The organism is Bradyrhizobium sp. BLXBL-03 (genome assembly GCF_051853015.1).
Lineage (GTDB): Bacteria > Pseudomonadota > Alphaproteobacteria > Rhizobiales > Xanthobacteraceae > Bradyrhizobium > Bradyrhizobium manausense.
The window spans coordinates 2559005-2583132 of record NZ_CP182470.1 but is presented as its reverse complement, the minus strand read 5'-3'; the positions used below and the strand labels follow the sequence as shown (position 1 = coordinate 2583132).

21 protein-coding genes are annotated in these 24128 nt (G+C 63.6%); 7 read left to right on the top strand and 14 right to left on the bottom strand.

Features of this window, described 5'->3' with window-relative positions; all coding sequences use genetic code 11:
* Positions 1-397 precede the first annotated feature (397 nt).
* Both ACNJX9_RS12255 and ACNJX9_RS12250 read left to right on the top strand, forming a co-directional pair.
* The gene (locus ACNJX9_RS12255) at positions 398-1708 is read left to right on the top strand and encodes an ABC transporter substrate-binding protein (RefSeq protein ID WP_439408994.1); all 1311 of its coding nucleotides are present in this window, start codon (positions 398-400) and stop codon (positions 1706-1708) included.
* A 479-nt stretch (positions 1709-2187) separates the two neighbouring features.
* On the top strand, positions 2188-2367 hold the full coding sequence (locus tag ACNJX9_RS12250) for a hypothetical protein (protein ID WP_162268389.1): 180 nt from the start codon (positions 2188-2190) through the stop codon (positions 2365-2367).
* A 14-nt stretch (positions 2368-2381) separates the two neighbouring features.
* Here the strand turns inward: ACNJX9_RS12250 and ACNJX9_RS12245 are convergent, their stop codons facing one another.
* The 9 genes from ACNJX9_RS12245 to ACNJX9_RS12205 all read right to left on the bottom strand — a co-directional run bounded on the left by ACNJX9_RS12245 (position 2382) and on the right by ACNJX9_RS12205 (position 11300).
* Positions 2382-3551, bottom strand: a complete 1170-nt coding sequence (locus ACNJX9_RS12245; protein WP_439408992.1) for a Gfo/Idh/MocA family protein — start codon at positions 3549-3551, stop codon at positions 2382-2384.
* Between the two features lie 44 nt (positions 3552-3595).
* Positions 3596-3910 (bottom strand): septal ring lytic transglycosylase RlpA family protein, encoded by a 315-nt coding sequence (locus ACNJX9_RS12240; RefSeq protein ID WP_057750533.1) that lies wholly within the window; start codon positions 3908-3910, stop codon positions 3596-3598.
* Between the two features lie 104 nt (positions 3911-4014).
* A complete protein-coding gene (locus ACNJX9_RS12235; RefSeq protein ID WP_439408989.1) occupies positions 4015-4860 on the bottom strand; it encodes a CmcJ/NvfI family oxidoreductase in 846 nt (281 codons plus the stop codon).
* A 334-nt stretch (positions 4861-5194) separates the two neighbouring features.
* Positions 5195-6133, bottom strand: a complete 939-nt coding sequence (locus ACNJX9_RS12230; protein ID WP_439408988.1) for an ABC transporter substrate-binding protein — start codon at positions 6131-6133, stop codon at positions 5195-5197.
* Positions 6130-7224, bottom strand: coding sequence for an LLM class flavin-dependent oxidoreductase (locus ACNJX9_RS12225; RefSeq protein ID WP_439408986.1), 1095 nt, complete (start codon positions 7222-7224; stop codon positions 6130-6132). Before ACNJX9_RS12225 ends, ACNJX9_RS12230 begins: the two co-directional genes overlap by 4 nt.
* A gap of 21 nt (positions 7225-7245) precedes the next feature.
* Positions 7246-8418 carry an acyl-CoA dehydrogenase family protein gene (locus ACNJX9_RS12220; protein ID WP_439408984.1) on the bottom strand — a complete coding sequence of 391 codons (1173 nt, stop codon included), beginning with the start codon at positions 8416-8418 and terminating at the stop codon, positions 7246-7248.
* Complete coding sequence (locus ACNJX9_RS12215; RefSeq protein WP_439408983.1) at positions 8412-9206, bottom strand: ABC transporter ATP-binding protein; 795 nt, start codon at positions 9204-9206, stop codon at positions 8412-8414. The genes ACNJX9_RS12220 and ACNJX9_RS12215 overlap by 7 nt, the downstream gene beginning before the upstream one ends.
* A complete protein-coding gene (locus tag ACNJX9_RS12210; RefSeq protein ID WP_439408981.1) occupies positions 9200-10222 on the bottom strand; it encodes an ABC transporter permease in 1023 nt (340 codons plus the stop codon). Before ACNJX9_RS12210 ends, ACNJX9_RS12215 begins: the two co-directional genes overlap by 7 nt.
* Positions 10200-11300: an ABC transporter substrate-binding protein gene (locus ACNJX9_RS12205; RefSeq protein WP_439408979.1), complete on the bottom strand. Its 1101-nt coding sequence runs from the start codon at positions 11298-11300 to the stop codon at positions 10200-10202. Before ACNJX9_RS12205 ends, ACNJX9_RS12210 begins: the two co-directional genes overlap by 23 nt.
* Before the next feature lie 488 nt (positions 11301-11788).
* Here ACNJX9_RS12205 and ACNJX9_RS12200 point away from each other — a divergent pair, with 488 nt between their 5' ends.
* Positions 11789-12769: an ABC transporter substrate-binding protein gene (locus tag ACNJX9_RS12200; RefSeq protein ID WP_439408978.1), complete on the top strand. Its 981-nt coding sequence runs from the start codon at positions 11789-11791 to the stop codon at positions 12767-12769.
* A 117-nt stretch (positions 12770-12886) separates the two neighbouring features.
* Here ACNJX9_RS12200 and ACNJX9_RS12195 read toward each other — a convergent pair whose 3' ends face one another.
* Complete coding sequence (locus ACNJX9_RS12195; RefSeq protein ID WP_439408976.1) at positions 12887-13306, bottom strand: hypothetical protein; 420 nt, start codon at positions 13304-13306, stop codon at positions 12887-12889.
* A 327-nt stretch (positions 13307-13633) separates the two neighbouring features.
* Here ACNJX9_RS12195 and glgC point away from each other — a divergent pair, with 327 nt between their 5' ends.
* Together glgC and glgA are read left to right on the top strand one after the other, a co-directional pair.
* Positions 13634-14896: a glucose-1-phosphate adenylyltransferase gene (gene glgC, locus ACNJX9_RS12190; RefSeq protein WP_057750542.1), complete on the top strand. Its 1263-nt coding sequence runs from the start codon at positions 13634-13636 to the stop codon at positions 14894-14896.
* Positions 14893-16344, top strand: coding sequence for a glycogen synthase GlgA (gene glgA / locus ACNJX9_RS12185; protein WP_439408974.1), 1452 nt, complete (start codon positions 14893-14895; stop codon positions 16342-16344). The genes glgC and glgA overlap by 4 nt, the downstream gene beginning before the upstream one ends.
* A gap of 103 nt (positions 16345-16447) precedes the next feature.
* On the opposite strand, the gene ACNJX9_RS12180 is transcribed toward glgA, so the two are convergent.
* A complete protein-coding gene (locus ACNJX9_RS12180; protein ID WP_057750548.1) occupies positions 16448-17242 on the bottom strand; it encodes a DODA-type extradiol aromatic ring-opening family dioxygenase in 795 nt (264 codons plus the stop codon).
* Between the two features lie 162 nt (positions 17243-17404).
* Between ACNJX9_RS12180 and ACNJX9_RS12175 the strand changes: the two genes are divergently transcribed.
* The gene (locus tag ACNJX9_RS12175; protein WP_057750604.1) at positions 17405-17584 is read left to right on the top strand and encodes a hypothetical protein; all 180 of its coding nucleotides are present in this window, start codon (positions 17405-17407) and stop codon (positions 17582-17584) included.
* A gap of 7 nt (positions 17585-17591) precedes the next feature.
* Here ACNJX9_RS12175 and ACNJX9_RS12170 read toward each other — a convergent pair whose 3' ends face one another.
* From ACNJX9_RS12170 to ACNJX9_RS12160, 3 genes are all read right to left on the bottom strand, one after another.
* Complete coding sequence (locus ACNJX9_RS12170) at positions 17592-19061, bottom strand: carboxylesterase/lipase family protein (protein WP_439408972.1); 1470 nt, start codon at positions 19059-19061, stop codon at positions 17592-17594.
* Between the two features lie 163 nt (positions 19062-19224).
* Positions 19225-22281, bottom strand: a complete 3057-nt coding sequence (locus tag ACNJX9_RS12165) for an efflux RND transporter permease subunit (protein ID WP_439408971.1) — start codon at positions 22279-22281, stop codon at positions 19225-19227.
* 5 nt (positions 22282-22286) lie between these two features.
* Positions 22287-23480 carry an efflux RND transporter periplasmic adaptor subunit gene (locus tag ACNJX9_RS12160; protein ID WP_083514384.1) on the bottom strand — a complete coding sequence of 398 codons (1194 nt, stop codon included), beginning with the start codon at positions 23478-23480 and terminating at the stop codon, positions 22287-22289.
* Positions 23481-23632: 152 nt separating this feature from the next.
* Here ACNJX9_RS12160 and ACNJX9_RS12155 point away from each other — a divergent pair, with 152 nt between their 5' ends.
* Entirely contained in the window at positions 23633-24118 is a 486-nt protein-coding gene (locus ACNJX9_RS12155; protein ID WP_439408970.1) for a phosphoribosyl-AMP cyclohydrolase, read from the top strand.
* Positions 24119-24128 lie beyond the last annotated feature (10 nt).

Sequence of the window (24128 nt, the reverse complement as noted above, 5' to 3'; positions counted from 1 at the left end):
GAATTGGGCTTCCCGTGCAATTTACCGCGCTAGGATGCCACGCAACCTCCGAGGCGCACAAGCCGAATGCCGGTCATGGGCCCTGCCCTGCTGCAACGCGTGAAGCGACGCCATCGCATCTGCGGAAAGCGATATCGCGTCGCGGCGAAGCTGAAAACCCACGCGTGACAGGCGGATGTTCGCCTCCACCCCGATGCAATGCCGAGGAATGATTGCGAACCAAAGCACGGCCCGGCGCAAAAGAATGAGACTCAGGGAAAAATTCCGACGCGATCACGCTCGGCTGCATGCATCCGAATTGCCTAGTGCGGCGCATGTTGACTTTCGGAATCGCCCTCCAAATACTTGCCGGAAAACATAAGACCAGTCGCAAATGACTGATCCGAGGGAGGATAGGATGCCGACTTCACGCAGGCAGCTGCTGAAGGGTACGGCGGCTGCCGCCGCCACGCTCAGCCTCGATTGGACCCGGGCCCAGGCGCAAGCCGAGACTCTGCGCATCGGCCTGATCTACGATCTCACCGGACCATTCGCGGCCGGAGGCTCGGTCGCCTCCTCGGTCGGCGCGCAGATCGCGATCGATCTCGTCAACGAGAAGGGCGGCATTGGCGGCAAGACCAAGATTGTTCCGGTCGCCGCGGATTCCCAGAGCAAGCCCGACGTGGCGATCAACGAGGCCGAGCGCCTGATCAGCCAGGAGAAGATCGACATCCTCAACGGGGTCTATGCCAGCGCGCATGCCGTGCCGCTCGCAGCCAAGGTCGAACAGCAGAAGAAGATCCTCTGGATCACGACCGCGGTGTCGACCGCCGTGTTCAAGGACAAGAACCTGCAATATGTGTTTCGCGCGCAGATCCATTCGGATCAATACGGCCAGGCGTTTGCCGGCTTCCTCGCCGAACACGCCAAGGGCAAGCTCGGCATGGAGCCCAAGGACGTCAAGGTCGCGCTGATCCATGAGGACGGTCCCTATGGCGTCGGCGTCGCCGCCGCTGACGAAGCATATGCCAAGGAGGCCGGCATCCAGGTGGTGCTGCGCGAAGGCTATTCGGCCTCGGCACCCGATCTCTCGGTGCTCGTGACCAAGCTGAAGCGCGCCAAGGTCGATGTGATCTCGCATGCCGGCTATAACCCCGACATCACCCTGTTCCTGCGCCAGGCGCGCGAGAGCGGACTTCGGTTCAAGATGCTGTTCGGCGCCGGCGCCGGCTACAGCCAGCTCGACAAGCTGCGCGCAACCTTCGGCGCCGACATCGACAATTTCTGCAACATCGATCCGGTGCCGGCGCAGCTGCTCGATCCGTCGAAGCTGGCGCCTGGCATGGGCGAGCTGATCAAGACCATGGTCACGCGCTACCAGGCCAAGACCAATGCCACTGATGTGCCGCCGCACTGCTCGATGGGTTTTAATCAGACCTGGGTTTTGCTCAACAACGTGCTGCCGGTGGCGAAAGAGAAATACGGCAGCTTCGAGCCGGAAGCCATTCGCAAAGCCGCACTCGACGTCGACATCCCGCCCGGCGGCACCATCCAAGGCTACGGCGTGAAGTTCTTCCCGCCGGGCACGCCGTTGTCCGGCCAGAACGAACGCTCCACGCCGGTGGTGATGCAGAACGCCGGCGAGCACATTTCCGTGGTGTGGCCGACCAACATCAGGACACAAGACCCGGTGTTTCCGCTGCCGAAGGGATCGACCTACGGGGCGTGAAAGAGGCGACTTGCCCTCCGCAGATCTATCGCAGATGGATGCACGATGCGACGGCATCGGCACTGGGCTCCCTCTCCCGCTTGGCAAGCGGGAGAGGCGGAGCAAGCCCGCGGGTCGTCGTCTATTCCAATGGTGATTGCCCTGCCCGGAGGGGGAAGAAAGCGGCGTCCACAACACGTCGGCGCCGACCGCGTGCAAGCAGGAACACTTACACCCACCGATCATTGTTTGCGCGCTATGGTTGGATTTTGGGCCGCCCGGCAACTCGCGCTGGTTGTGAGACGAAGTCTCTTTGAAACAAAAGCCTTCTAGAGTGTGAACTGGGTGACTGGCGGCGCTCGATTTTCGTACGTACAAACCGGACAGCCAACGGCATTTCAGCTCGGGTTGGCCTCTCAGGCAACCGGCTCGCATTTTCGCAGAAGCCGTGCAGCGGGATCAGATATTTCAGAGCTTGAATTGCAGCGATGGGGGTGACAATGCCCGCCCTATTCGAATTGCTCTACAAGGAATTCTGCCGTGCCCGCCTTGCCGAGATGCGCAAGCAGCTTCTGCTCACCCGCAAGCATCCAGCGCAGTTTCTCCCGGATGACGCTCCTTCCGACCCTGATGGGATGGACGAGCAACACGACGCCGAATTGAAGCGCTCGAGGGAATAGTCGCTTGGCGACAGCTACAGCACCACCCGCCGCCCCTCCTCCGCGGCCCAATAGCCGGCATAGTTGACCTTGATGGTCTCGTAGGCCAGCGCCAGGTCCGACAAAGGCTGTCGTCCCGTGGCGGCGCATTCCATGAAATCCTGGATCTCCTGGAGATAGCCTCGCGTCCATTCCTCCTCAATGCACACATATTGCCAGCCGGTTTTGCGGTCGACCTTCTCGGTGATGTAGACGCTCGCGAGCTTCTCCTCGGAGGTCTGGTAGCTCATCAGATGATTGTTCGGCGTGATGTTGGCGAACAGCGATCCGCCCGACGTGTAGGTCTCGATCAAATTGCGCACGCCGCCCATGATCATGTCACCGGAGAATATCGTGGCCTTGGTGCCGTCGGAGAAGGTCGCGGTCAGCGTGCCCCAATCCTCGACGTCGACGGGCTTGGCCTTGATGTAGGTGCGTTCGTCCGGCCTGAGGACGGCGGTGACATTGCCGATATCGCCGGTGACGCTGACGACATGGATTTTCTCCGCTCGGGTGCGCGCTTCGACCTGCTTGAGATAGAGCACCGCCGAGAGCGGATGGCAGCCCATCCGGATCAGCGAGCCGCCGCCGGTCATCGCCCATTGTGCGGCATGCGCGGCGTGCGAGCCGGAATGGCTCTCCTCGCCCCTCATGAACAGGATCTTGTCTTTGGTGGCCTTGAGGATCTCGGCGGTCTTGGTCACTGCAGGCGCGTAGATCCAGTCCTCGGCATACATGAAGAGTTTTCCGGTGCGCTCGATCGCGGCGCGGGTGGCGTCCATCTCCTCGATCAGGCGCTCATACATCAGGGCCTTTGGCACGTGCCTGCCGATCGGCTGCTGGTCGCCATTGCGGCCGAAATAGCCGGCAAACGGCTTTTCGCAGATGACGTGCTTGCCGGCCTGCATGCTGGCGACGATCATCTCGGCATGGAGACTGGGCGGCGTGCAGATGTCGATCACATCGAGCTCGCGGTCCGCGATCAGCTCCGCAAAGCTGCGATAGACGCGCGGGATGTTGTGGCGGCCCGCGAATGCGACGACATGATCGCCGCGCGCGGCGACCGCGGCCACCTCGACATCCACGCCATAGACGCGCCGGAATGCATACATATGCAGCTCCGACACGAAGCCGCAGCCGACGAGTCCCACCCTGATGCGAGCCATAACGCCCCCCTTGCCTCGGGCGGCACTATAGCGCGAAGGCAGAGCTATTCCACCGAGACCCGCACCACGCCTGCACTCATCATGCCGAGCGCACGGGCGGCGGGCACCGAGAGATCGACGATACGGCCGCGGATGAAAGGGCCGCGATCATTGACGCGGCACTGAATCGTCCGTCCGCTATAGGACACTTTCAGCACGCTGCCGAACGGACGCGTTCGGTGCGCGCAAGTCAGCTCGCCGCTCCTCGCGGCTTTTCCGTATCCATAGTATGAGGCAAGTCCGCTTTCGGCGTGGGCGACAGAAAATGCAGAAAGCGAGAAAATCGTCAGGCAATACAATAACGTCGGCTGCGCTCGCACGGCACCGCTCCACGGTTGGCCCTGCCCGGCGCTGCAACGTCGTCCGGTTCCAGATGGTTCCGGGAACTCCGCCAGGCCATGCCCGGCGGGTCCATCACACATTGTTACTGTTTGTGAAAGACGAGGGTGCGCACCTCGATGCTTTCGCGCGGCGAAGCATCCGGTGGCGTGGTCGGATCGACGAAGGCGGTGTGCGGCGCGAAGCGGGTGCGGCCGTCAGTTGCGGAATCATAGCATTTGAGCAGCAGCGCCTCGTCCGGTGTCATCTCGGGAAAATAGAACCAGCGATGATCAGGATTGTATTTCACCGAATAGGTTTCACCGCGCCGATTGGGATAGATCAGGTCCGAGGCGACGAGATCTTCTGAAGCCACCGTCGTGCCGTCGGCCATGGCGAGCGGTGAATCGCGCAAGGGACCGCGGATCGGCCGCCACAGGTTGATCACCTGCACGCGGCCCTTGAGCAACTCCTCCGCCTCGTCAGGCAGATGCTCGCGCACGCGATTGGCGCCGGAGACGACGGTCTGGTCGACATGTACGCGCGTCGCAGGCTGGCGTGGCCCGCCGTCGCGAATGTCGGGAGCACCTTCGACGCGCTTGCGGACGGTATGGTCGAAGATGAAGACACGGTCGGCCTTCAATGTCGCGCGCAGGAAAGCCTCGACGGCAGGATAGTAGACGCTGCGGATTTCCTCATCGTTGTAAAAATCCTTCACTCGATGCGGATGGCGCACCAGCGCAAAACCTTCGCGATCAAGCGAGAAATTTTCTGCGATCAGCCGCGCATCGAAGACCGGCACCAGATGCGGCTCCGGCAGCGAGGTGCTCTTCGGCTCCCCCGGGGGTGGATCGAAAGCATAGGTGCGCGGCTTGCCTGACACAGGCGCGAGATAGTTGAGTTCAGCGGTGACGAAGGGAAGCGATTCGATTTTTGTTTCTTGCAGGCCCATGGCCGGTCTCCCGATGTGGTCGTCTGATTGATTTTTGAGGGGATGGAGCGGGCCGCAAGGGAGGTGGTGCAAATAGAAATGAGGGTGTTGTTGCGGACAAGAATGCAGAAAGAATCCTTCGAGGATTGTCGCCATGCGAGAAGCCTCGTCCTCATCTCACAGGCGCTTGATGACCTCGTGAGATCTCGTGCCCTGGAGGCAGTATCGTAGGGTGGGCAAAGCGGAGCGTGCCCACGCAATCTTCACGATCGAAAGAGGTGGTGGGCACGGCCCAAGTGCGCCTTTGCCCACCCTGCGAAACCGGACATGCGAAGAGACTCCCCTCATCCGGCAGCTACAGCCCGGCCTTCGCGATCGCGTCCGCAAAGGAGCGATCGACGATCTCGGCAGCATCGAGCTTCTGCTTGATCAGGCCCCAGCGGAAATAGAGATCGATGGTGCTCTGCTCGTCCGCAACCACGCTGTCGTCGATCGGTGCGATCCTGATTTTTGCGCGCGAGAGCCAGTTCTGCGGCACGGCGGTCTGGATGTGCATCAACTTGCCCCAGGTCGCGGCATAGCTGTCGATGTTGTTCAGCGACCACGCCCGCGCCGCGGTCAGGCGGCGGATGAAATCAGTCAGCTCGGCGCGCTTGTCGCGGATCGCGTCCGGCCGCGCCACCTGGAAGCTGAGGCCCGGCGTCAGGCCCTCCGAAGTGATGATACGACGCGATTTGAACAGCACCTCCTCCTGGCTGACATAAGGCTCCCAGGTCGACCAGGCATCGACCGACCCCTGCGTGTAGGCGATCTTGGCATCGGACGGCGCCAGGAACGCGATCTGCACGTCAGCAGCACTCCAGCCGTTCTTTTCGAGCGCGGCGAGGATCAGCTGATGCCCGATCGAGCCGCGGCCGGTTGCGATCTTCTTAGCCCGGAGATCGCCGAAGGTCTTGATCGGCGAGTTCTCGGGCACGAGGATCGCAAGCCCCTCGCGGGTCTGCCGGATCGCCGCAATCGCCTTCACCGGCGCACCGGAGGCGGCGGCAAAGGTGAAGGGCGCATCGCCGACGAGCCCGGTCTCGATCGCGCCGGCGCTCAGCGCTTCCAGCAGCGGCGCGGCGGCCGGAAACTCCCTCCACTCGATCTTGTAAGGCACGTCGTTGAGCACGCCCGCGGCTTCCATCACTGCCCGCGCGTTGCCCTTCTGGTCACCGACGCGCAGCGTCGTTTGCGCGACCGCGAGATCAGCGCCCGCAAGCGCGAGCGCCACAGCAACAACGAGCCGGATCATTCCGCCGCAATCCCCCGCTGCTGGTCGCGTTCGGCGATCAGCTTACGCGTCAGCGGGATCAGCTCACGGCCATAGTCGATGGCATCGGGCAGCGGATCGAAGCCGCGGATCAGGAAATGGCTGACGCCGAGGTCGTAATAGTCGGCGAAGACCTCGGCGACCTGCTCCGGCGTGCCGACCAGCGCGGTCGAGTTGCTGTTGGCGCCGGTGAGCTTGGCGATCTCGGTCCACAGTCGCTTGTCGATGCGCGCGCCCTGGTCTGCCAGCGCAAGGAGACGCTTGGCGCCGTCGGTGGCGTGATTGGGCCGGCGATAGCCGGTCTGGTCCTGGAGTGCGGTGGCACGCGCGAGGATCCCTTCGGCCTTCTTCCAGGCCTTCTCCTCGGTGTCGGCGAGGATCGGCCGCACCGACAGGCTGAAGCGCGGGCTCGGCCGCCCATGCTTCGCGGCCGCCGCGCGGACCCGCGCGGTGACGTCGCGCACCTGCGCATAGGATTCGCCCCACAGCGCAAAGGTGTCGGCATGCTTGCCCGAGACCTCTATCGCAGCGTCCGATCCGCCGCCGACGAAGGTAAAGATGCCACCCTTCTGCAGCGGCTTCACCTGCGAAAAGCCGTTCTCGACGGTGTAGTACTTGCCGCTATAGTTGAACGGCTTCTCGCTGGTCCATTCCAGCCTGACAACGTCGAGGAATTCGCTGGTGCGGGCGTAGCGTTCGTCCTTGTCGTCCAGCGTATTGCCGTCCTGACGCAGCTCGATGGCGTTGCCGCCGGTGATGACGTGCAGCGAGACGCGGCCGCCATAGAGCTGGTCGAGCGTGGCGAGCTGACGCGCCAGCAATGTCGGCGCGGTGAAGCCAGGCCGCTGCGCGATCATCACTTTGAGGTTCTTGGTGATGGCCAGCACGTGCTGGGCGACCTGGAGCGAATCCGGCGTGGTCGAGTGGAACGCCAGCAGCGCGCGGTCGAAGCCGGCGAGCTCGTGCGCCTTCGCCACCGTCTCGATATAGTGCGGGTCGAGGATCGGACCCTGGCGCACGATGGTCTCGGAAGCATTGCTGTTGGCGATAAAGCCGATGAACTCGACCGACATGATGGTCTCCTTGTTGATTTTCTAAAGTCCGAGCGCGGCGCGGCCGAGGCCGGTGCGCGTGGCGTCGTCCTGCGGCGTATGCACGCGCCCGCACAGGACGTCGCGATAATGCCGCTCCAGCGGATTGCTGCGGGACAGGCCGTGATTGCCGGTCAGCGACAAGGCGTCCTCGACCACGGCAACCGCGTTATTGGTCACTGTCAGCTTGATGACGTTGGATTCGCCGGCGGAGAGCTGGACCCCATCGTCGAAATCGCGGGCAAACGTGTCGAGCAGCCGTGCATTGACTGCGAGCCTCGCCTCGATCGCTCCCAGGATCTCCTGCGCGCGGGCCAGGGTCGCGAGCGGCGCGCCGAGGCTGGCGGGGACGCGCTGTTTCAGGAACTGGACGAACCAGTCGCGCGCGGCGCGGGCGATGCCGTCATAGATCGCGGCGACGAAGACGGTATGCACGGTCGCCTGCGCGATATCGGGCGCGCGCCAGTCCGCCGGCTCGCGGACATCGATCTCCGCATCGAGCGGGATCACGACGTCGTCGAAGATGACGTCATGGCTGCCGCTGGCCCGCAGGCCATGGTGGTCCCAGGTCTCGACGATGCTTGTGCCCGGCAGGCCCGCCGGCGCCAGGAACTGGCCGACGCGCGGCTCGGCCTCGTCCGTGCGGGCCCAGACCAGATACCATTTCAGGATCGGCGAGCCCGTCGAATAGATCTTGTGGCCAGAGAGGCGCCAGCCGGTTTCGGTGCGGCGCGCGATCGTCGCCGGCAATCCGCCACGCGCCGGCGAGCCGAGCTCGGGCTCGACCCGCAGGGCGTTGATCAGCGCGACGCCTTCGACGGTCTCAATTGCGAGCTTGCGCGACAGTTTCAACGGCCAGCTCGGGTTGCGTGCCATCACCAGATGGTTGATGTAGTGCATCGACAGCACCAGTGCCGTCGACGGGCAGGCCTTGCCGATGATGCCGAGGACGCGGGCGGTGTATCTTGCGCCCGCGCCCGCCCCGCCAAAGGCGGCCGGCACCGTCAGCGAGAGCAGGCCGGCCTCGGAGAGCTCGCGAAAATTCTCGAAGGGAAAGCTGCCGGTGCGGTCATGCTCGACCGCGCGCGCGGCAAAGGCCGGCGCCAGCACGTCCGCGCGCGCGATATAGTCGGGCTCGCTACGGGCCACCCGTCCCTGAGCGACAGACGTCACCATGTGGCATCCAATCCCAACAGGCCGAGAATCTGGCGGCGCAGATCGGCAAGATACGGATCGCCGCGATGGCGCGGATAGGGCCGGTTCACACGGATGTCGGCCTTCACGCGAGCGGGGCGCTCGCTGAAGACGATGACGCGGCCCGCGAGCACCAGCGCCTCCTCGGCGTCATGCGTGACGAGCAGCGTGGTAAATCTCTTGCGCTGCCACAGCGAAACCAGCTCGGCCTGCATGGTGATGCGGGTCAGCGAGTCGAGCTTGCCGAGCGGCTCATCCAAGATCAGGATCTTGGGATCGTTCACCAGCGCACGCGCCAGTGCCACGCGCTGCGCCATACCGCCGGAGAGCTGGTGCGGATAGGCATTGCGGAACGACGACAGCCCGACCAGATCCAGCGCGGCGTCGACGCGCTGGCGCTGGCTCTTGAGGATGCCCTGGGCCTCGAGGCCGAGGGCCACGTTGTCCCAGACCGACCGCCAGGGAAACAGGGTCGGATCCTGGAACACGACGACGCGTGACGGATGCGGCGCCCTGATGCGGCTCTCGTCCTCGCGCAGGCTTCCCGCTTTGGGCTTGTCGAGGCCTGCGACCAGCCGCAGCAAGGTCGACTTGCCGCAGCCGGAGGGGCCGAGCAGCGCGACGAATTCGCCGGGCTCGACCGCGATACTGACGTCGCTCAGCACCGGCAGCTCGGCGCCGTCGATATCGAAGGCATGGCTGACCTGCTCGATGTCGAGAGCGGCGCCGGCGGACGAATGCGTGATCGCTTCGGCGAGAGCCGCTACCATTTGACAGTTCCCTTCTGCCAGACCAGCAGGCGATCGCGGATCGCAAACAGCAGCGTGATGGCACCGGAGCAGAGCAGCGACATCACGATCAGCGCCGCATACATATTGGCATAGGCGGCCCAGCCTTGCGCCCATTGCAGGTACCAGCCGAGCCCCGCCTTGACGCCGATCATCTCGGCAACGACAAGCACGGCAAAGGACGCTCCGAGCCCCATGAACAGGCCGACGAAGACGTGCGGCAAGGCGGCGGGGATCGCGACCTTCAGCACCAGGAAGGACGGCTTTGCCCCAAGGGTGCGCGCAACGTCGTAATAGGCCGTGCTGACGCTCGCAACGCCCGACCAGGTCAGCACCGTGACCGGAAAGCCGGTCGCCAGCGCAATCAGGAAGGTCGAGGCGCTCCAGCTCGAGGGAAAGGTGAAGAAGGCGATCGGCAGCCAGGCGGTCGCCGGCAGCGGGCCGATGAAGCGCAGCACGGGATGCACCCAATAGGCGACCTCGCGCGACCAGCCGATCGAGACACCGGTCAGGAAGCCGACCACGGCGCCGATGATGTAGCCGCCAAGCTGGAGCTTGACCGATGCGAACACGCTGTCGAGCAGCTTCGGCAGATCGTCGGTATAGACCTCGATGATCGCCTGCGGCGGCGGGAAGAACGGCAGCGGCAGCCAACCGAATTTTGCGGTGGCGACCTCCCACACCGTGAGGAAGGCCCCAAGTGCGATGAGCCAGGGCGCACGCTGACGCAGCGCCCTGCCCGCTGAACCGATATAGTCGGCGCCGACCGTTCCGAACAGGGCGACCGCCGCGATGACGAAGGCGGTGATGCCAAGCGAATGCGTGCGCGACCAGTCGCCGACGTCCTCCCACCACAGACATGAGAGGCCGAAGGCGATCCAGGCGAGGCTCGCGGCAACACCGGCACCGCACTCCCTAAACCAGGCGGCAAGCCAGGGCGCGCGCGAGAGGCGCGGCGCGCCGGAGGCAAGCCCGTCAGACAGAGAATACGTCGACATAGATGTGCTCCGCGAATTTGGTCGTGTCGGTGCTTTGCTTGAAGACCTGCACGCTCTTGAGATCGTCGGCGTAAGCCTTCAACTCGCGCTTCAGCACCTCGCCGGTGGGGTGATGGTGATGCGTGTGGTAGCGCACCATGCCCTCGATATCGGCCAGCGTTGCGGCCTTCGGCGCATAGGGCTGGAACGACTTCGCCGCGACGGCCGGATTCTGCGAGGTGAACATCGCGGCATCGAGCAGCGCCTGCGTGATCGCACGCGCGACCTGCGGCTCCTCGCGCACCAGGCTGCCGCGCAGGCCGACGATGCAGCAGCTCTTGTCGCGATAGTCACCGTCGAGATTGGAGGCAACTTCCCTGTACTGCGTATCCTTCAGCCAGAGATAGGCGAGCGGATCGGAGGACAGGAAGGCCTGCACTTCGCCCTTCTGGACCGCGACATCGAGCAGATTGCCGGGATAGGCACGCCAGTCGACATCCTTGTTCGGGTCGATACCGAGCTTGGCAAGCTGAATGGAGAAGAAGTTCTTGTCGGGGCCGGCGAGATCGCCGACCGCGACGATCTTGCCCTTGAGATCGGCGAGCTTGGCCACGCCGGAATCGGCGCGGCTCAGCACGCGCATGCAGCCGCCATGGGTGCCGGCCGCGATCTTGACGTCAAAGCCCTGCTCCAGCGGCTTCAGCCAGCGCAGCGCCATGCCGAGACCGGCATCGCTCTTGCCGGTGGCGATCGCCTCGAGCAGTTGGTCGGTCGAGCCGGAATAATTGACGAGCTCGACGTCGAGATTCTGCTTCTGGAAGAAGCCGTGCTCGATCGCGACCGGCAGCGGCGCAAGGCAGACCGCGCCGGCATTCCACGACAGTTTCAGCTTGCGCGGCGCGCCTGATAGCGCTGGCGCATCGGAAGCCGTGCGGCAGAGCGGGAATTCCGAGAAATCGATGCCAGGTGCCGGCGCCGGTGGCACGAAGGCCTGGGCGCCCCACGCGCCGAGCGGCGCCGCGAAAGCCGCCGCCAGCCCGGCTTGAAGCAGGTGACGCCGGTCGAGCCCCGATCCAGCGCGCTTGTTGTCGTTGCGCATCAGCCCCACTCCTGAGTTGGCATGACTCCGCCGTCCGCGCAACGGATCGCGTTGCGCATGTTCCGTACGGAGCTGCGTTGAGAGAACATTTTTATCGCGAGCGCTTCCGGCGCCGCGTTGATGCGATGCGCAAATCATGCGGCGCGAGTGCCGCATCGTCAATGAAATGGAATTTCGAATGTAGCGCGCCGCGAAGTCATTCTCTCCATTGGCGCGCGCCGCAACGATGAAAGGATTTTTCGCAGATTCATCAGTTCGCGCGCACCTTCACGACTCTGCGAGAGGCATCCCCGTCACGCAGTCCAAAGTCAACGCGCCGCTTTTCTCGAAAGCACGCATTCGTTGAAACGTCCTTGCTCAATGCGCGCGCAATACGGTTGGCCATTTCATTGACTGAAGACCGCGCGATCATAGACTTGATCGCCTCGCTGCATCGTTCGCTCTCACGTCGTGAGCCAAAGTAACAAACAAGCAACAAGACAGATCACATGAGCCTCAACTCTTCGGACCATCCCATCACGCGCCGCCTGGCCGCCTCGCTGTTCGCCGCAGCCGTCACCCTGTCGACGGCGGCCGCATCGTTCGCGGCCGACAATGTCGTGCTGCGCGTCGGCGACCAGAAAGGCGGCAACCGCTCGCTGCTGGAGATCTCCGGCTATGCGAAGGACCTGCCTTATAGGATCGAATGGTCGGAATTCCCTGCGGCAGCTCCAATCCTGGAAGCGCTCAACGCCGGCGCGCTCGACGTCGGCTATACCGGCGATCTCTCCTTCCTGTCGGTCTACGCGGCCGGCGCGCCGATCAAGGCGATCGGCGGCACCAGGTCGGATGCGAAGACGCAGGCGATCCTGGTGCGCCAGGATTCGCCGATCAAGTCGGCCACCGATCTCAAGGGCAAACGTCTCGCCGGCACGCGCGGCGGCTGGGGCCAGTTTCTGATCGACGCGACCTTGGAGAAGGCGCAGATCAAGCTGGAGGACGCGACCTTTGCGCCGCTCGGCCCTGTCGATGCCAAGGTCGCGCTCGTCGCCGGCTCGATCGATGCCTGGGCGGTGTGGGAGCCCTACGTGTCGTTTGCGACCTCAAGGGACAAGGCTCGCGTCATCGCCGACGGCGACGGCCTGACGCCGACCATCACCTTTATCGTCGCCTCGGACAACGCCATCGCCACCAAGCGCGCAGCCGTGCAGGACCTCGTGCAACGTCTGAACAAGGCCCGGCTTTGGTCGCGGGATCATATTGCCGAATATGCCAGGAGCACGGCCGAGCTGACGATACTGCCCGAGGATGTGCTGCTATCGGCCTACACCGCGCAGCGCACCAACCCGATTCCGATCGACGAGGTCGTGATCAAGGAGGTGCAGGAAGCCTCCGACCGCGCGACGCGCTACGGCATCCTGCCCAAGACCCTCGACGTCGGCAAAGCCGTCGACCGCAGCTTCACCGCCGCGGCGGCGGGGTCGAACTAACGCGGAGGCGGCGAGATGAGCAGGCTTCGCCTCAAGGCCGGCCCGCTTCATCTCGCCGCAATCGTGCTCGCGCATTTTGCCTGCATGAGCCTGATCGTGTGGCTGTCGCTCTAGCGCTCACCAATAGCGGCGGTAGTAGTGACGGTAGTACGGCCGGTAGTAGCCGTAGCGATAGCCGTAATACGGACGGTAGGGGCGGTAGTAGCGAGGATAGGCCGGCCCGTAGCCGTAGCCATAATAGGCCGGCGCATAGCCATAGCCGTAAGCCGGATAGCCGTAGCCGTAATACGGTCCCCCGCCATAATAGCCGTAGGGCGCGCCGGCGATGGCGCTGCCGATGAGCGCACCTGCCGCGAAGCCGCCCAGGCCCCAGCCCCAGCCGCCACCACGCCAATGAACCTGGGTGACATCATCGCCGGCCGCGGCCTTCATGGTCGCGACATTGGTCGGCATCGGCGCCGCTGATGCCTGCCCGATTTGGCCGGCCATGACGCCTGCTGTCAACGAGCAGGCGATTGCCATCTTCCAGATACTCATCGTCTTACTCCCTGTCTGACGTTTCGTTTGAAACAGCATCGCATGCCATGATGTTGCATCCTTGCGCGAAGTCAAAGCCTCGAATTTGCGTGCAGCGCACAAGACGGCTCGGCATGCCTGATTTATGACCGCCGGGCGAGGGCGCCGAAGGGCTGCCGCCGCGGCCAAAGCGTTAAGCTTCCCGTGCGTTCGCAACCAACAAGCATCTTCACGATTACCTATTCGTACCGTTACTATCGGTTCCAATGATGCGCGGCCGCAAGGTACTTCGCGAAGCCTTCGGTTTACGCCAGAATTTGGCCAGCGCCAGATGAGTGGGAGGAAGACATGAGTGCTGCCGGAAATGAGCCGCTTGCCCGCCAGGCTTTGGCATTTGTCCTGGCGGGCGGCCGCGGCAGCCGGCTGCTGGAATTGACCGACCGGCGCGCCAAGCCCGCGGTCTATTTCGGCGGCAAATCCCGCATCATCGATTTCGCGCTGTCGAACGCGGTGAACTCCGGCATCCGCCGCATCGCCGTCGCCACCCAATACAAGGCGCATAGCCTGATCCGGCATCTCCAGATGGGCTGGAACTTCTTCCGTCCCGAACGCAACGAAAGCTTCGACATCCTGCCCGCGAGCCAGCGCGTCTCGGAGAGCATGTGGTATGTCGGCACGGCGGATGCCATCTACCAGAACATCGACATCATCGAGTCGCACAATGCCCGCTTTATCGTGGTGCTGGCCGGCGACCACATCTACAAGATGGACTACGAGGTGATGCTGCGTCAGCACGTCGACAGCGGCGCCGACGTCACGGTCGGCTGCCTCGAAATGCCGCGTGCAGAATCCTCCGGCTTCGGCATCATGCATGTCGACGAGAACGGCTGGATCCAGCAATTCCTGGAAAAGCCCAAGGATCCCCCGCCGATGCCGGGCAAGCCCGACGTCTCGCTCGCCAGCATGGGCATCTACGTCTTCGACACGAAATTCCTGTTCGACCAGCTCAAGCGCGACGCCGAGGATACGAGCTCCAGTCACGATTTCGGCAAGGATATCATCCCCTATGTCGTCAAGAACGGCCGCGCCATCGCGCATCAATTCTCGACCTCCTGCGTTCGCTCGGGCAGCGACCCCCGCTCCTATTGGCGCGATGCCGGCACGGTAGATGCCTATTGGGCCGCCAATATCGACTTGACCGACGTGGTGCCGGAGCTCGATCTGTTCGACCGTGCCTGGCCGATCTGGTCCTATGCGGAGATCACGCCGCCCGCCAAGTTCGTCCATGACGAGGAGAGCCGGCGCGGCCAGGCGGTGAGCTCGCTGGTCTCGGGCGGCTGCATCATTTCCGGCGCCTCGCTGCGTCGCTCGCTGCTGTTCACCGGCGTGCGCATCAACTCCTATGCCAATGTCGAGAACGCCGTGATCATGCCTTACGTGCATGTCGGGCGCGGCGCGCGCTTGAAAAATGTCGTGATTGACCGCGGCGTCGAGATCCCCGAAGGCCTTGTGGTCGGCGAGGATCCCGAGTTCGACGCCAAGCGCTTCCGCACCACCGAGCAGGGCATCTCGCTGATCACCCAGCCGATGATCGACAGGCTCAATACATGACGCCTGTTCGCGTCCTGGCGGTTGCTTCCGAAGTCTATCCCATCGTCAAGACCGGCGGCCTCGCCGATGTCGCCGGCGCACTGCCGCTTGCGCTGAAAGCGCATGGCGTCGAGATGCGCACCTTGATGCCGGGCTATCCTGAGGTGATGCGGCGGCTCGCGGGCGCGGATGAGATCCGGCTTTGGCCGGATTATTTCGGCGGGCCGGGACGCCTGCTTGCCGGTTCGCACGACGGGCTCGACCTGTTCGTGCTCGACGTGCCACATCTCTATGCGCGGCCGGGCAACCCCTACGTCACCGCCGAGGGTGTCGACTGGCCGGACAATGGTGTGCGCTTCGCGGCACTGGCGCGCGTCGCGGCCGATATCGGCCGCGGTCTCGTCGCAAGCTTCGTCCCCGATGTGGTCCATGCCCATGACTGGCAGGCCGGGCTGGCGCCGGCCTATCTGCACTACGATGGCGGGGCGCGGCCCGGCACCGTGATGACGATTCACAACATGGCCTATCAGGGGAAGTTCGACCGCGCGCTGGCCGGTGCGATCGGCCTGCCCTGGGACGCCTCGCTCGACATCCATGGCCTCGAATATTTCGGCGGCATCAGCTTCCTGAAAGCCGGGCTGCAACTGGCCGATCGCATCACCACGGTGTCGCCGACCTACGCACGCGAGATCCAGAGCGACGAAGGCGGCATGGGACTGGGCGGCCTGCTGCGCGAACGCGCCGGCGTGCTCAGCGGCATCCTCAACGGCATCGACGTCGCCGTGTGGAATCCGCAAACCGATCCGCATATCGCCTATCGTTTCGGTGCGGAGGATCTCACGTTCCGGGCCGCGAACAAGGCGGTGCTGCAGCAACAGTTCAACCTCGATTCCTCCGACGAGGCGCCGCTGCTCGGCGTCATCAGCCGGCTGTCCTGGCAGAAGGGCCTGGACCTGCTGCTCGAGGCGATCCCGACAATCCTGGAGCAGGGCATGCAGCTTGCACTGCTCGGCAGCGGCGACCGCGATCTCCAGGATCGCTATCAGGCCGCAGCGCGCGCCAATCCTGGCCGGATCGGCGTGATGATCGGCTATGACGAGATCCTCGCCCACCTGATCCAGGCCGGCTCCGACGCGCTGCTCGTGCCCTCGCGGTTCGAGCCGTGCGGGCTGACCCAGCTCTGCGCGCTGCGCTATGGCGCGGTCCCGATCGTCTCCCGTGTCGGCGGTCTGGAGGACACCATCGTCGACATCAGCGAGACCGGCCGCGACGCCACAGGCTTCAAGTTCGCTCCGGTGACGGCCGACGCCCTCACCGGCAGCTTGCGGAAAGCCAACGCCGCCTTCCACGACAAGGCCACCTGGCGGCGGCTGCAGTTAAGCGGACTCGCCACCGACGTGTCCTGGCGCAACCGCGCCGGCGAGTATGCGGCGCTGTATCGGGGCCTGGTGGCGTCGCGCAATGCGTAGGGCGGATTAGCCCGCGGCTGCGCGTAGCGCAGTCCCTGGCGTAATCCGCCACCTTTGCCGCGCCTCAATGGCGGATTACGCTTCGCTAATCCGCCCTACATATTTATCCGAACACATACGACGCCATCGCGACGTTGGCGACCTCGTCGACGAAAACCCGCTTGCCGACGTCGCTGCCGGCGGCACCGGCCGCGACCATCAGCGGCAAGAGATGATCCTCGCGCGGATGCGCCAGACGCGCGCTCGGCGCATTCTCCCAATCGACCAGCATGGCGTTGCGGCGCGCCGCGTCCGGATTGCTGATCGCCTCGTTCAGATAGGCCTCGAAATCATACGACACTGGTTTGGACTCGGCGCGGCCGAAGCCGCGCATGTTGTGATAGGTGAGCCCGCTGCCGACAATCAGGATGCCCTCGTCGCGCAGCGAGGTGATCGCCTGTCCGACCTTGATGTGCTCGGCCGCATCATAGCTCGACTTCAGCGACAGCAGCACGATCGGCATGTCGGCATTTGGATACATCAGCCCGAGCGGCACGAAGGTGCCGTGATCAAAGCCCTGCCTGGGATCTTCCCGGCAATCGAAACCGGCGCGCGCAAGCAGCGCCTTCACCTCTGCTGCGAGCTCGGGCCGGCCCGGCGCCGGATATGTGATGTGGTAGGTATGCTCGGGGAAACCATAGTAGTCATACACCATCGGCGGATGTGCCGAGGTCGACACGGTGAAGGCGTCGGCCTCCCAATGGCCGGTGATGACCAGCACCGCCTTCGGTCTTTCGGGGAGCAGCTGCGGCAGCCGGCCGAACTCCGCGGCAGTCTTGGCATATTGCACCCGGCGGTCCTCCATGAAAGGCCAGGGGCCGCCGCCATGCGACAGAAACAGGGTCGGAAATCGCGTCATGTTTTCAGGCTCGCCTCAAAGACATCTTGCGCGGATGAGACCTCCGCGCGCTCCGCGGGCGAGCATAGGCAAACCGGCATGGTTAGCAAGCCGTTAACGATTTGCCGCTCACAATCCTGATGTGGCCGCAGGAATCGGCCAGAATACATGCGAGACGTTACGATGAAGAAGTTTGCGCTGGGGGACGTCGTCAACTCTGACAAGGGCCGCCGCGGCGTCGTTCGCGCCGCCTACCGGTCCAAGGACGGCCAGCAGTTCTATGCCGTCGAGAAGGACGGCACGATGGACTATCTCGAAGAGGACCGCCTCACGCCGGCGCCGCGCGTCGAGCTCGCGGCCTAGCATCAACTCACTTCTCGCTTTCGCGTGCAAGCCGGTCCAGACGCTCCGATGAGGGATCGTCGCCGCTCGCAATGCGATCGTTTGCGATCAGCAGCAGACGGTCGCGGTCGGCGGCCGCATCCCAACGCGGCAGCTCGGGCCCGTTGGGATCGCCGTTCTTCGCAAAGTTGATCCAGTAAGATCGCATGCGGCTTGCGACCTCGCGATCCCGTCGCGAGAAGATGCCCGCGCCTGGCACGCCCTCGACGCCGAAGATGAACTGCAACTCGCGCCCATGGCCTTCGTCGGGATTGGCGCGGCGGGCTTCCGGCACGTAGGTGAAGCGATAGCGGAAGGTGGGCGCGCCGGTTGCGGCATGAAGCCGGGCGAGCATTCGCACCGGCTCGGAGAAGACCTTGTCGGTGTAGAAGCTGGCGGCAATTTCAGACGGCGTCCTGGCGTCAGGATAGAGCCCGCGCAACTCATCGAGGCTCGCGATGGAGGATGACAACGCCTCCTTGACTTCCAGCTCGCTGTCGAAACGGGTCTCGTCATCGTTCGAACCGATGATGAGGGGAATGCGGCTCTCGTGTCCTGCCGCAAATCCCGCGGCGATATCTTCGGTCACCAGGTTTCCGTCCATCGCCGGCGCAAATCTGCGCGGCGATTTCTCCAGCAGTTTTCTCTCGGCGGCCAGCAGCCGCGCCGGTTCGACGGCGCGCAAATCCGCCAGCTTCCCGAGCGCGGCGACGAATTGGCGCCCGGCAGCCTCGGCCTCCTGTGACGATGGCAGGCGCGCGCGGCCGGGCACCGATTGCAGGATCGCTTTCTGGAAGAGATCGCGGGATTGCGCGCACAGCATCAAGAGCGCGATCGACGTCGCGCCCGCACCGTTGCCGAACAGCGTGACGTTGTTCGCATCGCCGCCGAAGGCCGCGATGTTGTCGTGAACCCAGCGCAGCGCTGCGATCTGATCCATCAAGCCGAAATTGCCGGAGCCGTTCTCCGTCAGCGCGGGAGGCTCGAGCCAGCCGAGCGCGCCGAGCCGATAATTCACGGTGACGACGATGAGGCCGGCCTGGGCGAATCTTGCACCGTCGAAAAGCGGATCGTTGGCGGTGCCGCTGACAAAACCGCCGCCATGGATGAACACCATCACCGGCAGCGGCCCGTCGACGCCGAAGGGCCTGAATACGTTGAGCGTGAGGCAATCCTCGCGCGCGGCCGGTAGCGACGGCTGCAGACAGGGCGCGCCATAATCGTAGGCCGTGCTCATCTCCGAGCTCTCCGGCAGGTCCTGCGGCGGCCGCCAGCGCAGGCTGCCGACCGGCGGCGCCGCATAGGCAAGCCCCTTGAAGGAGGCCACTTCGCCTTCGACCGCGCCGAGCATCTGGCCTGCGCGCGTCAGCGCAAATGGATACTGGCCGACCGGCTGGGCGACGGCGGGACGGGCGCAGAGCAATCCAAGGGCTGCAATGAGCGCAAGCAGGGATCGCATCTTCAGGGGATCTCGATGCGCGGAAATGGTCCCGGCAGGTTACGTCCGCAGGGCGCGGTCAGGCAAGCGTCGAAGTGTCAGCCAGAGCGCATACTCGTAAATTTCGGGCAAGGGTCTGCCAGACCGGCCACACCTTCGACAAGGACGGCCCGCACCAAGCGGGTCACGGCTGCTCGCTGGCCATGACCTTCTTGTCGAACCGGAACAGCAGGAAATACCCTGTTGGCACGAAAAACAAAGTCAACAACGAGGCGACGGCAAGCCCGGACATCATGAGCACCGCCATCGGCTGCCACAAAGCGCCGCCCGCGATCGCCATTGGCGCCAACCCCAGGACCGTGGTCGCCGAGGTCAGCAGGATCGGACGCAGGCGCTTCTCCGACGCCGCGACAATGGCAGTGCGCAAATCCAGCTTCTCGCGCTCGATGTCGATCTGATCGATGAGCACGATCGCGTTGTTGATGATGATGCCGGAAAGGCTGATGATGCCGAGCGTGCCGAAGAACGAGAGCGGCTGTCCGGCGGCCAGCAGGCCGAAGGGGATGCCGATCAGGATCAGCGGTATGGTGATGAACGTCAGTAGCGTGCGGCGGAAAGAGTTGAATTGCAGGATGATCGCAAGAATCATCACGCCGAGGGCTGCGGGAAATCCCGCAACGAGCTTCTGGTTGGTTTCAGCGCTCTTCTGGATCTCGCCGGCGATATCGATGTGATATCCGCCGCTGAGGTCGAGCGACTGCAGGGCGGGGCGAATGGAATCCAGCAGTTGCCCGGCGGTCAATGACGCGCTCCGCGCCGTCACCGTAATCGTCCGTTCCTGATTCTTGCGGCGGATCCGCGCCACATCGAAGCCGGGTTTCAGCCTCGCGATTTGCGCAAGTGGAATGAGGGTCCCATTTTTCGCAAAGGTTGCGCTGGTAAGACCTTCCAGACTCTCGGAGGTATGGGCGGTGGCCCGGAGCACGATCGGAATGAGGTTATCGCCTTCGCGATAGATCGACACCGCGGCTCCGCTGAAATAGGTATTGAGCAGCTGGGTGATTTCCTCCGAGGTTATTCCGAGCTGGCGCGCGCGATCCTGGTCGATATCGATCACCACCTTGATCAGCTTGTTGCCCCAATCGTCTTCGTTGTCGCGAATCCCGGGAGCGGCTTGAAACAGCGATCTCACCTTCTGGCTGAGCGCCAGCAGCCGGTCGCCGTCGGGTCCCGAAATCTCTACTTCGACAATGCCAGATTCCACCGAGCCCATCGCCAGCCGCTTGATCTTGAAACGCGCCTCCGGATGGTTGGCATAAAGATGGCTCCAGGCGCGATCCGCTGCTTTGACGGCGCTCCGATAATCGCCCGTGTTGATCAGGAAGAAGGCTGACACGGGATCAGGCGCGACCGGCGTGAGCGTCAGATAGAATCTGGGGCCGCCGTCTCCGACGTAGAGGATATGGCTTGCGATCTCGGGATTCTGCGCCTTGTCGCCAAGCCATTTCGAAATGTCCAGCGCACGCGCTTCGGTTTGCGAAATGTCCGTTCCATCGGGCATGTTCATATAGATGAGGAACTGACTGCGCTCGCTCAGCGGAAACATCTGCTTCGGCAGACGGCCGAACTCCGTCAACGACAGCGCGACCAAGGCAATGCATCCGATCAACACGATAGGCGCATTGCGGAGCGCGATCTGCAGTGCCGAACCATAGAGGCGCTGCAGACGGGACGGCGAAGTTTCCCCTTTGCGGGGAGCGTGCCCGCGGCCGATGAACCAGGCCGTGAGCGCAGGCAGGATGTAGAGCGCGGAAATCCAGGAGCCGGCCAGTGTCAAGGCGACGACCGCGGCCAGCGAGAACGCATATTCGCCGGAAGATCCCGGCAGCAGGAACAGCGGCAGAAAGGCCGCAATCGTCGTGATCGACGATATCAGCAGTGGAAGGGCATACTGCTCGCCGGCCGCGAGACCCGCGGCTTGAGCCGGCACTCCCCGATCAATCCGGCTGACGATGTCCTCGACCATGACCACGCCATTGTCGACCAGAAGCCCAAGCGCGATGATGATGGCGGCGATCGAGACCTGCTCGAGCGCGATCCCGAAGACGCGCATACCGATGAGCGAGAACATCACGGCGAACGGGACGATCATCGCCGCGATGATCCCGGCGCGCAGGCCCAGAAACAAAACCACCAGCGCGGCAACGACGATGAAGGTCTGCCCCACGTTCGAAAGCGCCGAGTTGACGGATGCACGGACCTGCTCGGCCTGATAGGTCGCAAAATCGATCGCGTAGCCGATCGGAAGCTGCTGCTCGTAGTCGTGTGCGGCTGCGCGCAGTCTCCGGCCGAGCTGGGTGACGTCCTGATCGGGCTGCATGACCACACTCAGGACGACGGCGGGCCGTTCATCAAAGTAAACCGGCTTGATTTTGGGGGACGCATAGCCGCGGTGAACGGTCACGAGGTCAGCGAGCCGCACCAGATTGTCGCCCGCTCCGACCTTCGTCAGCATTGTCTCTATGGCGCGCACATTCGGAAAGTCGCCCGACGTCTCAAGCAGCAGGCGCGTACCATCCGCATTGATGGCGCCGGATGGCAGAACGACGTTCTGGCCCTGAAGGTCCTTGATCAGGGCATTCACCTGAACCCCGACCGCGGCAAGCTTGCGCGTGTCAAGCTCAAGCCAGACCCGTTCGTCCTGAACGCCCAACAGGTCGATCTTTGAGATTCCGGAGAGCAAATACAGCTTCTTGCGAAACTCCTCCGCGACATCCTTCATTTCGCGCTGGGAGAAGCCCTCGCCGGTGATGGCGATCGTGGCAATCGAAACATCGCCAAAGTCGCTGTTGACGAAAGGACCAATAACGCCCTCCGGCAATTCGACCTTGACGTCGCCCATCTTGTCGCGGAGACGCTGCCAGGCCGCGTTGACGTTGCCAACCTCATCCTTCAGGTCCACGTAAATCGTGAGGGCTCCTTCGGTTGCGAGCGTCCTGATGTCCTTGACCTCGGCAAGCTCGCGGATTTTGCGCTCGATCGGGATTGCAACGAGGTTTTCCAACCGGTCCGGCGCCATGCCCGGAAACAGCGCCGACACCACGGCGGTGCGGATGACGATGACGGGGTCCTCGCGCTTTGGGAAATTCGGATAGAGAACAACGCCGGCAAGCAGAAGGCAGATCATGACCGCGATGGTGAATCGCGACCGCGCAAGGCCAAATAGCGTGAGGAGATTCACGGTGCCTACTCCTGCACGGGGAGAAGCTTCACTTTTTGTCCGTCAGCCAGATAGGAAACGCCTGCGGACGCGACGATGTCGCCCGCGCCAAGACCCCCGGTCACGATCAGGCGATTGTCGCGAACTCCACCTACTGTGATATCGTGCCTTTTGACGGTCGAACTCTGGCCGTCATAGAGGAAGATGGTCGCCTTGCCCTGCAGCTCCTTTCCGCCCTCGGGCGCAAGAACGCTGAGCGGCAGCAGGAATCCACTTGATCCACCGGCGACCGGCTCTTCGAGAGTGACTTCGACCGACATGCCCGCGTTCAATCCGGGGGCGTTGTTATCGAGATGAACGACGACCGGAAATGCCGAGACCTGCTCCGCTTTCGAACCAAGTTCCTCGATCTCGCCCTTGAGCGAAACGTCGGGCATATCGGCGACCTTGACCGAGACCGGCTGGCCGACTTTCAGGCTCTGGAACGTCGGCGATGGCGCCAGAAAGGACATCTCGAACCGGTCGTCGCTGTACAGCGTCAGGATCGGCTGTCCGGCTGTGACCTGTGCGAACGACTTGACGTCGACGCGCGCCACCGTGCCTGAGAACGGCGCCACGAGCTTGCTTCGATCGAGATTGTGGTCTGCCAGCTCAAGTTGGCGCTTGGCCTGGTCGAGTTGTGCTTTGGAGGTCAACAGGGCGGCCTTGGATTGATCGTAGATCGCCTGCGTCGTGACGCCTTTCTTGAGCAGTTCGTCCTTGCGCTGGAAATCCGCCTCCGCATTGTCGGCCTGCGCCTGCGCCTGTTGCACGCCGGCGCTGGCCTGTTCAACCTGCGTCTGCAGCGAGCGCGGATCGATTTCCGCAAGCACCTCGCCCAACTGCACTTTCTGGCCGACGGCGAGGGTCAGAGCTTTCAATTGGCCCGCGATTTCGAATGAGAGGCTGCTCACGTCTGCTGGCTGCAGGACGGTGGGAAAGCGGCGAACCCGGCTTTCGGCCGCCGCGGAGACCTTATAGGCGCGAAGGCCGCGGACCGGCTGGTCGGAGGCCTGCGGCTCTTTCTGACCGCAGCCCGGCAAGCCTGGCATGAGCGCCGCGCAAATCAGGAATCGCAGGGGCGATCGAAGCATGGCCGGCTCCGTGCGGGGAGTTAACTTCGGCAGGTTGCATTCTTCCCCAAAGGAAGTCGCCTGCCAAGGGCGACTGGTCCGCTGCATGCCACCTTGGCGGGATCATCAACCAGCTTGGGCGTGGTGACCAGCGCCCGCCGGCTTCCGCCCCATCGGGCGCAATCCAAACTTGAAAAAGTCCGGCGGACGCGAGAGCATGACGCGCGCAATCCCATCGACCGCCCCCAGTGGAGAGATCCATGGCTATCACGGAGGCTGACGTCAATGCGGCTCAACAGGCATGGTGCGATGGCCTGGTCGAGATCGGAAGAGTCCACAGAGCATCGGGAGATGTTCGGGCGACAGCCACAGCGTTGGTCGAAGGCCTTTACGACTATCGGGACGGTGTGGTGTTCTTCAAACCGACATTGGCACACGGCAAGCACACCTTTCGCAACACGGCGAAGGGCGCGCTGTCATACTTCATCGGCGGCGATCCCGGCTTTCCCAACGACAAGGGTTTTGCCTTAAAGCCCTGGGCACGCGCCTGGTACGACAACAACGCTGCCGAAAATGGCATTCAGATCCACGGAACGATCGCCATCACGATGGGCAATGTCTATGCAGTCGACTATCAGGGCAACGAGATCATGGTCGACAAGACATTCGTGTTTCGCCTCTGTCGGGACGGTAAGCTCCGGCTTTGCGCCCACAAGTCCGCGCTGCCCTACGTTCCGGATGCCTGATTGAGCCCAC

What these genes read in the sequence shown, in the direction of transcription:
- ACNJX9_RS12255 (WP_439408994.1), top strand. Translation starts at nt 398, where the DNA reads ATGCCGACTTCACGCAGGCAGCTGCTGAAGGGTACGGCGGCTGCCGCC.
- ACNJX9_RS12250 (WP_162268389.1), top strand. Translation starts at nt 2,188, where the DNA reads ATGCCCGCCCTATTCGAATTGCTCTACAAGGAATTCTGCCGTGCCCGC.
- ACNJX9_RS12245 (WP_439408992.1), bottom strand. Translation starts at nt 3,551, where the DNA reads ATGGCTCGCATCAGGGTGGGACTCGTCGGCTGCGGCTTCGTGTCGGAG.
- ACNJX9_RS12235 (WP_439408989.1), bottom strand. Translation starts at nt 4,860, where the DNA reads ATGGGCCTGCAAGAAACAAAAATCGAATCGCTTCCCTTCGTCACCGCT.
- ACNJX9_RS12230 (WP_439408988.1), bottom strand. Translation starts at nt 6,133, where the DNA reads ATGATCCGGCTCGTTGTTGCTGTGGCGCTCGCGCTTGCGGGCGCTGAT.
- ACNJX9_RS12225 (WP_439408986.1), bottom strand. Translation starts at nt 7,224, where the DNA reads ATGTCGGTCGAGTTCATCGGCTTTATCGCCAACAGCAATGCTTCCGAG.
- ACNJX9_RS12220 (WP_439408984.1), bottom strand. Translation starts at nt 8,418, where the DNA reads ATGGTGACGTCTGTCGCTCAGGGACGGGTGGCCCGTAGCGAGCCCGAC.
- ACNJX9_RS12215 (WP_439408983.1), bottom strand. Translation starts at nt 9,206, where the DNA reads ATGGTAGCGGCTCTCGCCGAAGCGATCACGCATTCGTCCGCCGGCGCC.
- ACNJX9_RS12210 (WP_439408981.1), bottom strand. Translation starts at nt 10,222, where the DNA reads ATGTCGACGTATTCTCTGTCTGACGGGCTTGCCTCCGGCGCGCCGCGC.
- ACNJX9_RS12205 (WP_439408979.1), bottom strand. Translation starts at nt 11,300, where the DNA reads ATGCGCAACGACAACAAGCGCGCTGGATCGGGGCTCGACCGGCGTCAC.
- ACNJX9_RS12200 (WP_439408978.1), top strand. Translation starts at nt 11,789, where the DNA reads ATGAGCCTCAACTCTTCGGACCATCCCATCACGCGCCGCCTGGCCGCC.
- ACNJX9_RS12195 (WP_439408976.1), bottom strand. Translation starts at nt 13,306, where the DNA reads ATGAGTATCTGGAAGATGGCAATCGCCTGCTCGTTGACAGCAGGCGTC.
- glgC (WP_057750542.1), top strand. Translation starts at nt 13,634, where the DNA reads ATGAGTGCTGCCGGAAATGAGCCGCTTGCCCGCCAGGCTTTGGCATTT.
- glgA (WP_439408974.1), top strand. Translation starts at nt 14,893, where the DNA reads ATGACGCCTGTTCGCGTCCTGGCGGTTGCTTCCGAAGTCTATCCCATC.
- ACNJX9_RS12180 (WP_057750548.1), bottom strand. Translation starts at nt 17,242, where the DNA reads ATGACGCGATTTCCGACCCTGTTTCTGTCGCATGGCGGCGGCCCCTGG.
- ACNJX9_RS12175 (WP_057750604.1), top strand. Translation starts at nt 17,405, where the DNA reads ATGAAGAAGTTTGCGCTGGGGGACGTCGTCAACTCTGACAAGGGCCGC.
- ACNJX9_RS12170 (WP_439408972.1), bottom strand. Translation starts at nt 19,061, where the DNA reads ATGCGATCCCTGCTTGCGCTCATTGCAGCCCTTGGATTGCTCTGCGCC.
- ACNJX9_RS12160 (WP_083514384.1), bottom strand. Translation starts at nt 23,480, where the DNA reads ATGCAGCGGACCAGTCGCCCTTGGCAGGCGACTTCCTTTGGGGAAGAA.
- ACNJX9_RS12155 (WP_439408970.1), top strand. Translation starts at nt 23,633, where the DNA reads ATGGCTATCACGGAGGCTGACGTCAATGCGGCTCAACAGGCATGGTGC.